The sequence below is a fragment of the Actinomadura luzonensis genome, from assembly GCF_022664455.2.
Classification (GTDB): Bacteria; Actinomycetota; Actinomycetes; order Streptosporangiales; family Streptosporangiaceae; genus Nonomuraea; species Nonomuraea luzonensis.
Genome location: NZ_JAKRKC020000001.1, coordinates 292,203 through 304,707, shown reverse-complemented (window position 1 = coordinate 304,707; position 12,505 = coordinate 292,203). Strand labels below are relative to the sequence as shown.

General features: G+C 73.6%; 11 protein-coding genes. 5 read left to right on the top strand and 6 right to left on the bottom strand.

What is annotated here, in order from left to right; all coding sequences use genetic code 11:
* Positions 1–2 precede the first annotated feature (2 nt).
* Positions 3–1,067: a spore photoproduct lyase family protein gene (locus tag MF672_RS01435; RefSeq protein WP_242380901.1), complete on the top strand. Its 1,065-nt coding sequence runs from the start codon at positions 3–5 to the stop codon at positions 1,065–1,067.
* A gap of 25 nt (positions 1,068–1,092) precedes the next feature.
* Entirely contained in the window at positions 1,093–1,467 is a 375-nt protein-coding gene (locus tag MF672_RS01430; RefSeq protein ID WP_242380902.1) for a VOC family protein, read from the top strand.
* A 379-nt stretch (positions 1,468–1,846) separates the two neighbouring features.
* Here the strand turns inward: MF672_RS01430 and MF672_RS01425 are convergent, their stop codons facing one another.
* The 6 genes from MF672_RS01425 to MF672_RS01400 all read right to left on the bottom strand — a co-directional run bounded on the left by MF672_RS01425 (position 1,847) and on the right by MF672_RS01400 (position 8,099).
* On the bottom strand, positions 1,847–2,911 hold the full coding sequence (locus MF672_RS01425) for a hypothetical protein (protein ID WP_242380903.1): 1,065 nt from the start codon (positions 2,909–2,911) through the stop codon (positions 1,847–1,849).
* Positions 2,912–2,938: 27 nt separating this feature from the next.
* Complete coding sequence (locus MF672_RS01420) at positions 2,939–3,388, bottom strand: hypothetical protein (RefSeq protein ID WP_242380904.1); 450 nt, start codon at positions 3,386–3,388, stop codon at positions 2,939–2,941.
* A gap of 118 nt (positions 3,389–3,506) precedes the next feature.
* Entirely contained in the window at positions 3,507–6,095 is a 2,589-nt protein-coding gene (locus MF672_RS01415) for a Tex family protein (RefSeq protein WP_247815128.1), read from the bottom strand.
* 27 nt (positions 6,096–6,122) lie between these two features.
* Positions 6,123–7,289 (bottom strand): amidohydrolase, encoded by a 1,167-nt coding sequence (locus tag MF672_RS01410; RefSeq protein ID WP_242381052.1) that lies wholly within the window; start codon positions 7,287–7,289, stop codon positions 6,123–6,125.
* A gap of 85 nt (positions 7,290–7,374) precedes the next feature.
* Positions 7,375–7,620, bottom strand: coding sequence for a hypothetical protein (locus tag MF672_RS01405; RefSeq protein WP_242381053.1), 246 nt, complete (start codon positions 7,618–7,620; stop codon positions 7,375–7,377).
* A complete protein-coding gene (locus MF672_RS01400; RefSeq protein ID WP_242381054.1) occupies positions 7,617–8,099 on the bottom strand; it encodes an RpiB/LacA/LacB family sugar-phosphate isomerase in 483 nt (160 codons plus the stop codon). Before MF672_RS01400 ends, MF672_RS01405 begins: the two co-directional genes overlap by 4 nt.
* 135 nt (positions 8,100–8,234) lie before the next feature.
* On the opposite strand from MF672_RS01400, the gene MF672_RS01395 reads away from it, so the two are divergent.
* Genes MF672_RS01395 through MF672_RS01385 form a run of 3 tightly spaced genes read left to right on the top strand, consistent with a single transcriptional unit; the run spans position 8,235 to position 12,503 of the window.
* On the top strand, positions 8,235–9,329 hold the full coding sequence (locus tag MF672_RS01395) for an S-methyl thiohydantoin desulfurase family protein (protein WP_242381055.1): 1,095 nt from the start codon (positions 8,235–8,237) through the stop codon (positions 9,327–9,329).
* Positions 9,322–10,860, top strand: coding sequence for a hydantoinase/oxoprolinase N-terminal domain-containing protein (locus MF672_RS01390; protein WP_242381056.1), 1,539 nt, complete (start codon positions 9,322–9,324; stop codon positions 10,858–10,860). Before MF672_RS01395 ends, MF672_RS01390 begins: the two co-directional genes overlap by 8 nt.
* A 23-nt stretch (positions 10,861–10,883) precedes the next feature.
* The gene (locus MF672_RS01385) at positions 10,884–12,503 is read left to right on the top strand and encodes an ABC transporter substrate-binding protein (RefSeq protein WP_242381057.1); all 1,620 of its coding nucleotides are present in this window, start codon (positions 10,884–10,886) and stop codon (positions 12,501–12,503) included.
* Positions 12,504–12,505: the final 2 nt, after the last annotated feature.

Genomic DNA, 12,505 nt, shown 5'->3' with positions numbered 1-12,505 from the left:
GCATGCAGACGCAGCGGCTGCTCGACATCCGGCGCATCTACGTCGAGCCCGAGGCGGCGCGGCTGCCGCGCGGGCGTGAGATCCTCGACCGCTTCCCCGACGCCGAGCTGGTCGAGATCGAGAGCCACCACCGCATCCCCGAGCTGTACGGCGACGAGACCAACGTCGCCCGCTGGGTGCGCATCAAGACCGAGGCGCTGGTGCTCGGCATCAAGAAGTCGCTGACCGCCCGCCCCAACGGCCGCTCCGCCGACTGGATCGCGCCCTCCACCGCCAACGGCTGCGCCATGGCCTGCGCCTACTGCTACGTGCCGCGCCGCAAGGGCTACAGCAACCCGATCACGGTGTTCGCCAACATCGACAAGATCCTCGGGTACGTGCGCCGCCACGCCGGCCGCCAGGGCGTCAAGCCCGAGCCCAACCAGGTCGACCCGTCCGCCTGGGTCTACGACATCGGCGAGAACTCCGACTGCTCGCTGGACGCCACGATCTCCGACAACGTGCTCGACCTGGTGCGGCTGTTCCGCGACCTGCCCAACGCCAAGGCCAGCTTCGCCACCAAGTACGTCAACCGCGACCTGCTCGACTGGGACCCGCGCGGCCGCACCCGCGTCCGCTTCAGCCTCATGCCCGCCGCCGACTCCAAGCTGCTCGACATCCGCACCTCCTCCATCGCCGAACGCATCGCCGCGATCGACGACTTCGTCGCCGCCGGCTATGAGGTGCACGTCAACTTCAGCCCCGTCGTGGTGCGGGAGGGCTGGCTGGAGAGCTGGGCCGAGCTGCTCGACCAGCTCGACGCCGGCCTCGGCCCGCAGGCCAAGGCCCAGCTCGCCGCCGAGGTCATCTTCCTCACCCACAACGACCGGCTGCACGAGGTCAACCTGGGCTGGCACCCGAAGGCCGAGGACGTGTTGTGGCAGCCGGAGCTCCAGCAGCCGAAACGGTCGCAGACCGGCGGCTGGAACGTCCGCTACAAGACCGGGCACAAGGGCCGGTACGTCGCCGCGCTCACCGAGCTCATCGAGGCGAAACTGCCGTACTGCCGCATCCGGTACGCCTTCTGACCGGATGATCGGGTAGAACTGCGACATGGCGTGCCGGATCAGTGAACTCGTGATCGACTGCCGGGAGCCCGAGCGGCTGGCGGCGTTCTGGTGTGACGTGCTGGGCTACCAGGTCCTCGGACGCGAGGAGGACGACGTCGAGATCGGGCCGGAGGCCGGCTGGGGCGGCCTCCAGCCGACCATCGTCTTCTCCCGCACCGACCAGCCCAAGACCGAGAAGCTGCGGCTGCACTTCGACGTCAACGCGACCGACCGGGACCAGGACGAGGAGCTGAAACGGCTGCTCGACCTCGGGGCCCGGCCGGCGGACGTCGGGCAGACGGGGGAGGAGAGCTGGCACGTGCTGGCCGACCCGGAAGGCAACGAGTTCTGCCTGCTGCGCCGCCGCCTCACCCCCTGACACCCTCCCCTCCTCCACGCCCGGCCCAGCGAGCCGCGTCCGGCCCAGCAAGCCGCGTCCGGCCCAGCGAGCCGCGTCCGGCCCAGCGAGCCGCGTCCGGCCCAGCGAGCCGCGTCCGGCCCAGCGAGCCGCGTCCGGCCCAGCGAGCCGCGTCCGGCCCAGCGAGCCGCCTCCGGCCCTTGCCCGGTCCCCTGCGGCTCGCGGCCGTCTGCGGCCCTCGGAGCCGGGCCGTCGCCAGCTCCGGGCCTGGCGCCGGGCCTGGCTCCGGAGGCGCTCCCGGCCGCTCGGGCCGGCCGCGCCCGTCTTTGACGCGCCCGTCCCTGACGAGCCTGCCCTTCGGGGGATCCGCCCTTGATTCGAGAGGGGCCGCGCCGCAACGCTAGTCGCGTGGTTGCCTGGCCAGGCGTTTGCCCAGGCTCGCCAAGGAGTCGTCGGCCATCAGGGCGGGCAGGCGCGGCGCGTCCTCGTCGATCCGCCGCAGCACCGCGGGCTGGTCGCCGTGGAAGCGCGTCCAGGCGCGCACCACCTCCGGCATCGCCGCGACCGCCGCGTCCGACAGGATCGCCTCACGCGGCAGCCACACCGTCAGGAACCGCGACACCCGTGCCGGGCTCCACCACAGCGGCCGGTCCCCGACGAACTCCATTAGCTTCGCGAACGCCTCCCCCGCCCCCGGCAGGCCGGGCAGCAGCTCCGCGAAGCGCTCCGCAGTGTCGTCGCCGGGACCACGCACGAGCCCCGGAACCCCGGCCGCCCGCGCCACCGCCAGGGGACGGACCCCGGGCAGCGTGTCCGCCACCGGCGTCCCGAGGATGCGGTCACCCAGCTCGAACGCGTCCAGCACCCGTCCCGCGACCACCCCGGGCTCGGCCGCCGCCAGCCCGAGGTCATCGAGGAACTTGACCTCCTCGACCAGGGCGTCCACCGCGAGGCCGCCGTGCGGCTGGTCGATGCCGACCACCAGGACGTGCGGCTCCTTGCCGTTCTCGTAGCGGAAGTTCAGCGCCGCGAGGACCTGCTCGCCGTACGGGTCCGCCTTGCCGTACCAGGCGCCCTCGCAGGTCACCCGCCCCATGCGCCGCGCCCACTCCGGCAACGTGTCCAGCGCCCCGGCCGCCGCCCGCCGAACGGCCGCCGCGACGTCCGACGTGGCCGTCACGCTGTCGTTGTCGTCGTCGCCGCCCGGCTCACCGCCGGGGACGGGGTCAGGGCCCAGGTCAAGGACGGGGTGATGGGCCGGGGCGGTGACCGCGGCCAGGGCGGCAAGTGTCAGGCGGGCCTCCGAACCGCCGTCCGCGACCAGCTCCCGCAGGAACGGCTCCGCCTGGTCCGGCTCCAGCGCGCCCGCCAGCCGGGCCGCCCACAGCTCGGTCCGGAGCGGGGAACGCCACCTCAGCAGGTCGCGGGCCTGCGTGATCGCCGTGCTGAACGTCGAAGTGCTCACCCTCCGACCGTAACGCCCCGCCGCCGCTCACCGGCCCGGCGGCGCCGCCCAGAACTGGATCTTGAACACCGTGCAGCCGACGAGCTCAGCCGTGAACTCCTCGTGGCCGAGGGACTTGCGGTGGACCCTGACCTGCCAGACGGCCTCCCGCCGGCCCAGATCGAACTCCGCCCCCGAGAACACGCCGCCGCCGTGACCGCTCAGGGCCGACACCCTCCCGCAGCCCATGCGCACGCTCCCCGACCAGGTCGCGTCCCAGGTGGTGAGCGGCGGGGGCGGGCCGTCCCAGAGCTCGTACTTCAGCAGGTGGGTGTCGGCGCGCCACTGGAGGGCGACGCCGTTGTCGGCGGCGCCGGCCCAGTCGCCGGCGGCGAGGTCGATCTCGTACAGGTGCCACGGCTCCTCGACGTCGGCGACGCCGTACAGATGATCCGACCTCTTGTGCGGGTCGAGGAGCTCGGCGAGGAGGGTGGGCACACGCGCCTCTTCTCACGGTCGGCGGCCGTCCTGGGAGGACGGCCGCCGAGGCTGCCCGGCTGCCGGCACTGTCAGCGGCGACAGGGGCGGCTGGGGCGGCTGGGGCGGCCGGGGGTGGTCAGCGGTTGTCGCCGCCTGTCAGGCCGGCCTTGCGGAGGGCTTCGGCCATGGCGCCGGTGGGGGCCGGGCTGCCCTGGCGGCGCTGGCCGCCGCCGCGCCCGCCGTCGCCGCGCCCCCGCCCGCCGTCAGCACCACCGCGCTGGCCGTCACGCTGGCCGTCACGCTGCCCGTCACGCTGCCCGCCGCGCTGGCCCTCACGCTGTCCGCCGCGCTGCCCGCCGCGCTGCCCGCCGCGCTGGCCCTCACGCTGTCCGCCGCGCTGGCCGTCACGTTGGCCGTCGCGCTGCCCGTCACGCTGGCCGTCGCGCCCGCCTTGACCCCGGCCCTGACCCTGACCCTGGCCGCGAGCGCCGTCGCCCCGGGCGCCATCACCACGAGCGCCGTCACCACGGGCGCCCTCACCACGGCCGCCGTTGGGGCGGCGGGCGCCGTCGTGCTGGGCGGTGGTGTCGTCCTCGAGGCGCAGCGTCAGGGAGATGCGCTTGCGCGGGATGTCCACGTCCAGCACCTTCACCCGGACGATGTCCCCCGGCTTCACCACGTCACGCGGGTCCTTGACGAACGTGCGCGACATGGCCGACACGTGCACCAGCCCGTCCTGGTGGACGCCGACGTCGACGAAGGCGCCGAAGGCGGCCACGTTGGTGACCACGCCCTCCAGGATCATCCCGGACGCCAGGTCGGAGATCTTCTCGACGCCCTCCTTGAAGGTGGCGGTCTTGAAGGCGGGACGCGGGTCGCGGCCGGGCTTCTCCAGCTCGCGCAGGATGTCGGTGACCGTCGGCAGGCCGAAGGTGTCGTCGGTGAAGTCGCCGGGCCGCAGCGAGCGCAGCGCCGCCGTGTTGCCGATGAGCGACGGGAGGTCGGTCTTGACCGTGTCGAGGATGCGGCGCACCACCGGGTAGGACTCGGGGTGCACGCTGGAGACGTCGAGCGGGTCGTCGCCGCCGCGGATGCGCAGGAAGCCCGCGCACTGCTCGAACGCCTTCGGCCCGAGCCGCGGCACCTCCTTCAGCGCGGTGCGGGCGCGGAAGGGGCCGTTGGCGTCGCGATGCCGGACGATGCTCTCGGCCAGCGTGGACCCGATGCCCGACACGCGGGTCAGCAGCGGCGCGGAGGCGGTGTTGACGTCCACGCCGACGGCGTTGACGCAGTCCTCCACCACGGCGTCGAGCGAGCGCGACAGCTTGGTCTCGGCCAGGTCGTGCTGGTACTGGCCGACGCCGATCGACTTGGGGTCGATCTTGACCAGCTCGGCCAGCGGGTCCTGGAGGCGGCGGGCGATGGAGACCGCGCCGCGCAGCGACACGTCGAGCTCGGGCAGCTCCTGGGAGGCGTAGGCCGAGGCGGAGTAGACCGACGCCCCCGCCTCCGACACCACGATCTTGGTGAGCCCGGGCATGTGCTTGCACAGCTCGCCGGCCAGCTTGTCGGTCTCGCGCGAGGCGGTGCCGTTGCCGATGGCGATCAGCTCGACGCCGTGCCGCTGCGCGAGCGCCCCGAGCACGGCCAGCGACTGGTCCCACTGCCGCTTGGGCTCGTGCGGGTAGATGGTGGCGGTGTCGACGACCTTGCCGGTGGCGTCGACCACGGCGACCTTCACGCCGGTGCGCAGGCCGGGGTCGAGCCCCATCGTCGTACGGGTGCCGGCCGGCGCGGCCAGCAGCAGGTCGCGCAGGTTGGCGGCGAACACCCGCACCGCCTCGTCCTCGGCCGCCTGCCACAGCCGCATCCGCAGGTCGATGCCGAGGTGCACGAGGATGCGGGTGCGCCAGGCCCAGCGCACGGTCTCGGTCAGCCACTTGTCGGCCGGCCGCCCCTGGTCGGAGATGCCGAACCGGGAGGCGATGCGCAGCTCGTAGTCGGGGCTGTCGTCGGGCTCCAGCGCGACGCTGAGGATCTCCTCCTTCTCGCCCCGGAACATGGCGAGGACGCGGTGGGAGGGCAGCTTGGTGAACGGCTCGCCGAACTCGAAGTAGTCGGCGAACTTGGCCCCCGCCTCCTCCTTGCCCTCGCGCACCTTGGACACCAGCCGCCCGCGGTTCCAGAGCTGCTCGCGCAGGCCGCCGATGAGGTCGGCGTCCTCGGCGAAGCGCTCGATGAGGATGGCCCGCGCGCCCTCCAGCGCCGCGCCCGCGTCGGCGACGCCCTCGGTGACGAACTCGGCGGCCGTCGCGGCCGGGTCGAGCGCCGGGTCGGCGAGCAGCCGGTCGGCCAGCGGTTCGAGGCCCAGCTCGCGGGCGATCTGCGCCTTGGTGCGCCGCTTGGGCTTGTAGGGGAGGTAGATGTCCTCCAGCCGGGCCTTGGTCTCGGCCGCCATGATCTGCTCGCGCAGCGCGTCGTCGAGCTTGCCCTGGGACTCGATCGACTCCAGGATCGCCGTGCGGCGCTCCTCCAGCTCACGCAGGTAGCGCAGCCGCTCCTCCAGCGTGCGCAGCTGCGCGTCGTCGAGCGCGCCGGTGACCTCTTTGCGGTATCGCGCGATGAACGGCACGGTCGCGCCGCCGTCGAGCAGCTCGACGGCCGCCTGCACCTGCCCGTCGCGTACGCCGAGCTCCGCGGCGATCCGCTGGTGAATAGAGAGCACTTGCCTGCCTTTCGATGGTCCCGCCGGTCAATTGTGCAGGACGACGCCGTCCTTCATGACCAGAGTGCGCGCAGGGTGGACGACCACGGCCTCCGCCGGGCCGCCGCACGGCAGCACGACCAGGTCGGCCCGGTCGCCCTCGGCCAGCCCGTAGCGCTCCAGCCCGAGCGCCCGCGCCCCGCCGAACGTGGCGGCCTCCAGCGCCAGCTCGATGTCCTCGTCCCTGCGGAAGGTGCTGCGGTAGGCCACGTGCATGGCCCGCTCCAGCATGTCACCGCTGCCGTACGGCCCCCAGAGGTCACGGATGCCGTCGTGCCCGCAGGCGAGCGTGACGCCGGCGGCCCGCAGCTTCTTCACCGGCGGCACCGGGAAGCTGTAGACGGCGGCGGTGACCAGCGCGACGCCCGCCTCGGCCAGCCCGTGGACCAGCCGGTCCTGGTGGGCCTCGTCGAGCTGGCCCAGCGCGTACGCGTGGCTCACCGTCACGCGCCCGCCCAGCCCCAGCGCCTTGGCCCGCTCGATGATCAGCTCCAGCTCCCAGCCGCCGAGCGTGCCGCCGTCGTGCAGGTGGATGTCGACGTGCGCGCCGTACCGCTCGGCCAGGCCGAAGATCAGGTCGAGGTGGCGCACCGGATCGCGGTCGACGCCGGCCGGGTCGAGCCCGCCCACCGCCTCCACGCCGCTCTTCAGCGCCTCCTCCAGCAGCTCGGCGGTGCCGGGGTTGGTCAGCAGGCCGTGCTGCGGGAAGGCGACCTGGCGCACCTCGATCCCGGGCACGCGGGCGGCGGCCTCGCGCACGGCCTCGACGCCGCGCAGCCCCACGTGCGGGTCGACGTCGGTGTGGGTGCGGACGTGGGTGGTGCCGGCCGCGCTCATGCGCTCCAGCAGGGCGGTGATGCGACCGGGGTCGGGCACGCCCAGCTCGGCGCGGCGGCCGAGGTCGTTGCCGATGCGGCCGGCCAGGCTGTCGTCGGCGGAGTGGGGCACCCACGGGCCGCCGTACAGGGTCTTGTCGAGGTGGCAGTGCGCCTCGACCAGGCCGGGCAGCACGAGCTGGCCGGTGATGTCGATCACCCGCGCGCCCGGGGCGGCGAGAGCGGGGCCGACGGCGTGGATCAGGCCGTCGCGGACGAGGACGTCGGCGGGTGACCCGAGCCCCCAGGGGAGCCCGCCGCGGAGCAGCACGTCGGTCATGCCAGCACCCTAGACGCCGCGGCCGACGATTTCCCGGCCCACTCCCCGGCCCGCTTCCCGGCCCGCACCGAGTCGGCGGCGGCCCTCAGGCGGGGTGCCGGGTGAAGAGCTCCAGGTGGTGGCACTCGCGGCAGCGGTAGGCCTCGATCTCCCACCGGGGGCGGCCCATCAGCTTGGCGCCGCCGAAGATGCCGCGTTCGAGCGCGCCCTCGACCCACCGGGCGAAGCCCCTGCTGCTCTCGCCGGAGTCCATGATGAAGCCGGCCTCCAGGGCGTTCTCGCCGCAGTGGGTGCAGTGCAGCCCGTACGGGCCGGGGACGTCCTCGCTCATATCTGCTCCAGGTGGGCGATGTTGGCGACGTCGGCGGGGTCGGTGCTGGGGCGGCCCGCCAGCCAGGCGTCGAGGATCTCGTCGAGCACCACGTCGGAGGTCAGCCGCAGGCTCAGGGCGAGCACGTTGGCGTCGTTCCACTTGCGGGCCCCGTCGGCGGTGTAGGCGTCGACGCACAGCGCGGCGCGCACGCCGGGCACCTTGTTGGCGGCGATCGAGGCGCCGGTGCCGGTCCAGCAGCACACGACGGCCTGCTCGGCGCGGCCCTCGGCGACGTCGCGGGCGGCCCGCTCGCAGGCCCACGCCCAGTCGTCACGCTCGCCGTCGCCCTGCTCGCCGCCCTGCTCGACGCCCCGCTCGCCGTGCTCGCCGTCGGCGAGCGCGCCGTGCGTGAGCACCTCGTGGCCGCGCCGCCGCAGCTCGCTCACGACCCGTTCGGCCACGCCGTCCCTGCTGTCGGCGGCCACCGAGATCCGCATGCGACCTCCCTCGTGTCGGTCCACACATACCAGGCGGGGCCGACAGGACGGAATCCGTTCCATGGGGGGCGTTTACCTCAGCGACACGCGGTGGACTGGCGGAATGAGCGGCTATGTGGTTGGTTGTGTCGCCAAATGAGCATTGATGCCAGCACTCACGCGGCGCTCGACGCCGGCGACATCCCGGCCCTCGCCCGCGGCTGCGCCGTCCTCGGCACCGGCGGCGGGGGAGACGTGCGCACCGGATCGCTCGCGGCCGTCAGGGCCGTCCGCGAGTACGGCCCCGTCCCGCTGGTCGGCCTGGCCGACCTCCCCGAGGACGCCCTGGTGGTGCCGCTGTCCGGGATCGGCGCGCCGACCGTCAGCCACGAGATGATCCACAGCGAGGACGAGCCCAGACGCATCGCCGAGGAGGTCGAACGGCTCTTCGGCCGGCCGCCGGGCGCGGTGATGTCCTCCGAGATCGGCGGCTCCAACGGCGTCGCCCCGGTCGCCTGGGCCGCCCAGCTCGGCCTGCCGCTGCTCGACGCCGACGGCATGGGCCGGGCCTTCCCCGAGGTGCAGATGGTCTCCATGTACGTCGCGGGCCTGCCGGCCGACCTGGTGATCATGTCGGACGTCCAGGGCAACGTGGTCACCATCCGCCCCGTGGACGGCCTCTGGTCCGAGCGCCTGGCCAGGGCGGTGTGCGTGGCGGCCGGCTCGTCCGCGCTGATGGCCGACTACGTGCTGACGGCGGCCGGCGCGCGCGGCGCGGTCATCGAGGGCACGGTCACCCGCGCCCTGGAGATCGGCCGCGCCACCGAGGGGGCCGCCGACCCGCTGCGCGCGCTCCAGGACCGGCTCGGGGCGGCCCGCCTGGTCACCGGCAAGCTCACCGACGTCGAGCGCCGCACCACGGGCGGCTTCGTCCGCGGCACGGCGACGATCGAGGGCACCGGCGAGGACCGGGGCCGCACGCTGGTGCTGGAGCTGCAGAACGAGAACCTGGTCGCGGTCGAGGACGGCCGCCCGCTCGCGATGGTGCCCGACCTGATCACGGTCGTCGACACCGAGACCGCCGCCGCGATCCAGACCGAGGGCCTGCGCTACGGCCAGCGCGTGACCGTGCTGGCTTGGCCCTGCGACCCGCTCTGGCGCACGCCGAAGGGCCTGGGGACGGCCGGGCCGCGGGCCTTCGGCTACGAGCTGGACTACGTCCCGGTGGAGGAGCTGACCGCGCGTGGCTGACCTGAGGATCGGGATCGACGTCGGCGGCACCAACACCGACGCCGTGGTGCTGGACCCGGCCGGCCGGGTGATCGCCAAGGCCAAGCGCCCGACCACCCCCGACGTGACGGAGGGCCTGCGGGCCGCCCTGGACGCCGTGCTCACGCAGGTGCCGGACGCCGCGCGGCGCGTGGCCCGCGTCATGCTCGGCACCACGCACGCCACCAACGCGATCCTGGAGCGCCGCGCCCTCGGCCGGGTCGCCGTGCTGCGGCTCGGCGCGCCCGCCACGACCGGCGTCCCCCCGCTCACCGGCTGGCCGGAGGACCTGCGCAAGGCCGTCTCCGCGGGGGAGGCGGTCCTGCCCGGCGGCCACTACGTGGACGGCCGCGAGCTGGCCCCGCCCGGCCTGGACGCCGTCCGCCGCTTCCTCGACGGCGTCGAGGCGGAGGCGGTGGCGGTCACCGGCGTGTTCAGCCCGGCGAGCGGCGAGCACGAGCGGCTGGTGGGGGAGCTGGTCGCCGCCGAGTACGGCCTGCCGGTCTCGCTCAGCCACGAGATCGGCTCGCTCGGCCTGCTGGAGCGCGAGAACGCGACCGTGCTGAACGCCGCCCTGTACGGGGTCGCCGCGCACGTGACGGGCGCGCTGGCGGCCGCGCTGGCCGAGCGGGGCCTCGGCGCCCGGCCGTACCTGGCGCAGAACGACGGCACGCTCATGACGCTGGAGCACGCCGCCCGGCTGCCGGTCGCCACGATCGGCTCGGGCCCGGCGAACTCGCTGCGCGGGGCGGCGTACCTGTCGGGCGCGGCCGACGCGATCGTCGTGGACGTCGGCGGCACCTCCACCGACCTCGGCGTGCTGGCCGGCGGGTTCCCGCGCGAGTCGGCGGCGGCGGTCGAGATCGGCGGCGTGCTCACCAACTTCCGCATGCCGGACATCCTGGCCATCGCGCTCGGCGGCGGCACCGTCGTACGCGAGCACGGTGTCGGGCCGGACTCGGTCGGCTACCGCATCGCGGAGGAGGCCCTGGTCCTCGGCGGGAGCACGCCGACCCTGACCGACGCCGCCGTGGCCGCCGGCCGTACCCCGCCGCACGTCACCGGCTGGCGGGTTGACACCTCGGCAGCAATCGCCGACATGCTGCAAAGGGCGCTGGCCGTCGCGGACGCGCGGATCGCCGACGCGGTGGACCGGATGGCGCTCGGCCGGGCCGACCGGCCGCTGGTCGCGGTGGGTGGCGGGGCGTTCGTGCTGCCCGCCCGGGTGCCCGGGGCGGGCGAGGTGATCCGCCCGGAGCACGCCGAGGTCGCCAACGCCGTCGGGGCCGCGATCGCGCTGGCGAGCGGCAGAGTCGATACGATCTTGCCTGCGGGAGATAGCCGGTCGAAGGCCATCGAAAGGGCCAAGGAGGAGGCGGCGGCGCGAGCCGTGGCGGCCGGGGCGGACCCTGCCCTCGTGGAGATCGTCGATCTCCTGGAGGTGCCGCTCAGCTACCTCTCCGAGCCCGCCGTGCGGGTACACGTCAAAGCAGCCGGACCCCTCGCCCGGTGAAGAAACGGAAGGATCCCCCCACCATGCGCTGGCACAAGCGTCTGCTCGTCGCCGGGCTCACCGGTGTCCTGGCCCTGACCGCCTCCGCGTGCGCGGGCGGCCAGGTGCGCGGCGCCGGCGGCACGCCCGCGCCCCAGCAAAGCGGTGGCCCCAGCCCGAGCGGCCCGTCCGGCGGCACGGCCAACGACGAGACCTTCGTGTACGTGCCCAACCTCGACGTCATCACCGACTGGGACCCGGCGACCTCCTACTCCAACGAGATAGTCGCGCTGAACAACATCTACGAGGGCCTGACCAGGTACAACTCCCAGACCCGCAAGGCCGAGCCGCGCCTCGCCACGGAGTGGACCTCGGCCGACGGCGGCAAGCAGTGGACGTTCGAGCTGCGGCCGGGCGTCAAGTTCCACTCCGGCGCCCCGATGACGGCCGCCGCCGCCAAGAAGGCCATCGAGCGGACGATCGACAAGAAGGGCGGCGCCGCCTACATCTGGGACGCCGTGGACACCATCGAGGCCCCGGACGACACGACGCTGACGTTCAAGCTCAAGTACCCGGCCCCGCTCGACCTCATCGCCTCCTCCGGCTACGCCGCCTACATCTACGACGTGGACGCGGTGGACCCCGACGGGGAGAAGGACGCCGGCACCGGCCCGTACACGATCGACTCCTGGCAGAAGGGCAAGGAGACCGAGCTGACGCTGAAGGCGTTCGACGGCTACTGGGGCGGCTGGAAGCCGGAGCAGTACAAGAAGGTCGCCTTCCGCGTCACCCCGGAGATCACCACGGCCTGGCAGCTCCTGCAGCGCGGCGAGGTGAGCTTCGTCCAGCGGCTCAACCCGCAGCTCTTCCAGCAGGCCGGCGCGACGGAGAACGTGCGCACCTCGCAGTCGCCGTCGTTCCAGAACCTGCTGGTGCTGTTCAACACCGCCTCCGGCCCGGCGAAGGACGAGCGGGTGCGCCAGGCGCTCCAGGCGGCCATCGACTACGACGGCCTGGTGGCCGCGCTCAAGGGCTCGGCGCAGAAGGCCAGCGGCCTGGTGCCGGAGGGCCTGCTCGGCCACGTCGCCGGGCTGCAGCCCAAGCAGGACCTGGCCAAGGCCCAGCAGCTCCTGGAGGCGGCCGGCTACGGCCCCGACAACCCCGAGCTGAAGCTCACCCTCACCTACGCCCAGGGCGACGACGACCAGAAGCTGCTGGTCACGCTGCTCAGCTCGGCGCTGCAGAAGCTCAACGTCACGCTCCAGGCCAAGCCGATGACCTGGAACGCGCAGTGGGACCTGGGCAAGAAGCAGGGCCAGGACATCTTCGTCATGTACTGGTACCCGGACTACCCGGACGCCTACTCGTGGTTCCTCAACGTGTTCAGGAGCGCCGACAAGCCGCAGTTCAACCTGTCGTACCTGAAGGACGCCCAGATCGACGCGAGCATCGACGCGCTGCCCGAGCTGACCGCGACCAACCAGGTCAAGGCCGACGAGACCTACCAGGACCTGCAGAAGAAGATCATCGAGGAGAAGGCGGCGGTGGCGGTGCCGTACGTGCAGACCTACCAGCGCGCGCTGGCCGCCGACGTCGAGGGGTACGTGGACAACCCCGCCTACCCCAACGTGGTCTTCTTCTACGACCTGAAGCGCGCAGCCTGACC

Excerpts from the sequence above, each read along its gene's own strand:
- MF672_RS01435 (WP_242380901.1), top strand. The coding sequence starts at position 3 with ATGCAGACGCAGCGGCTGCTCGACATCCGGCGCATCTACGTCGAGCCC.
- MF672_RS01430 (WP_242380902.1), top strand. The coding sequence starts at position 1,093 with ATGGCGTGCCGGATCAGTGAACTCGTGATCGACTGCCGGGAGCCCGAG.
- MF672_RS01410 (WP_242381052.1), bottom strand. The coding sequence starts at position 7,289 with ATGACCGACGTGCTGCTCCGCGGCGGGCTCCCCTGGGGGCTCGGGTCA.
- MF672_RS01405 (WP_242381053.1), bottom strand. The coding sequence starts at position 7,620 with ATGAGCGAGGACGTCCCCGGCCCGTACGGGCTGCACTGCACCCACTGC.
- MF672_RS01400 (WP_242381054.1), bottom strand. The coding sequence starts at position 8,099 with ATGCGGATCTCGGTGGCCGCCGACAGCAGGGACGGCGTGGCCGAACGG.
- MF672_RS01395 (WP_242381055.1), top strand. The coding sequence starts at position 8,235 with ATGAGCATTGATGCCAGCACTCACGCGGCGCTCGACGCCGGCGACATC.
- MF672_RS01385 (WP_242381057.1), top strand. The coding sequence starts at position 10,884 with ATGCGCTGGCACAAGCGTCTGCTCGTCGCCGGGCTCACCGGTGTCCTG.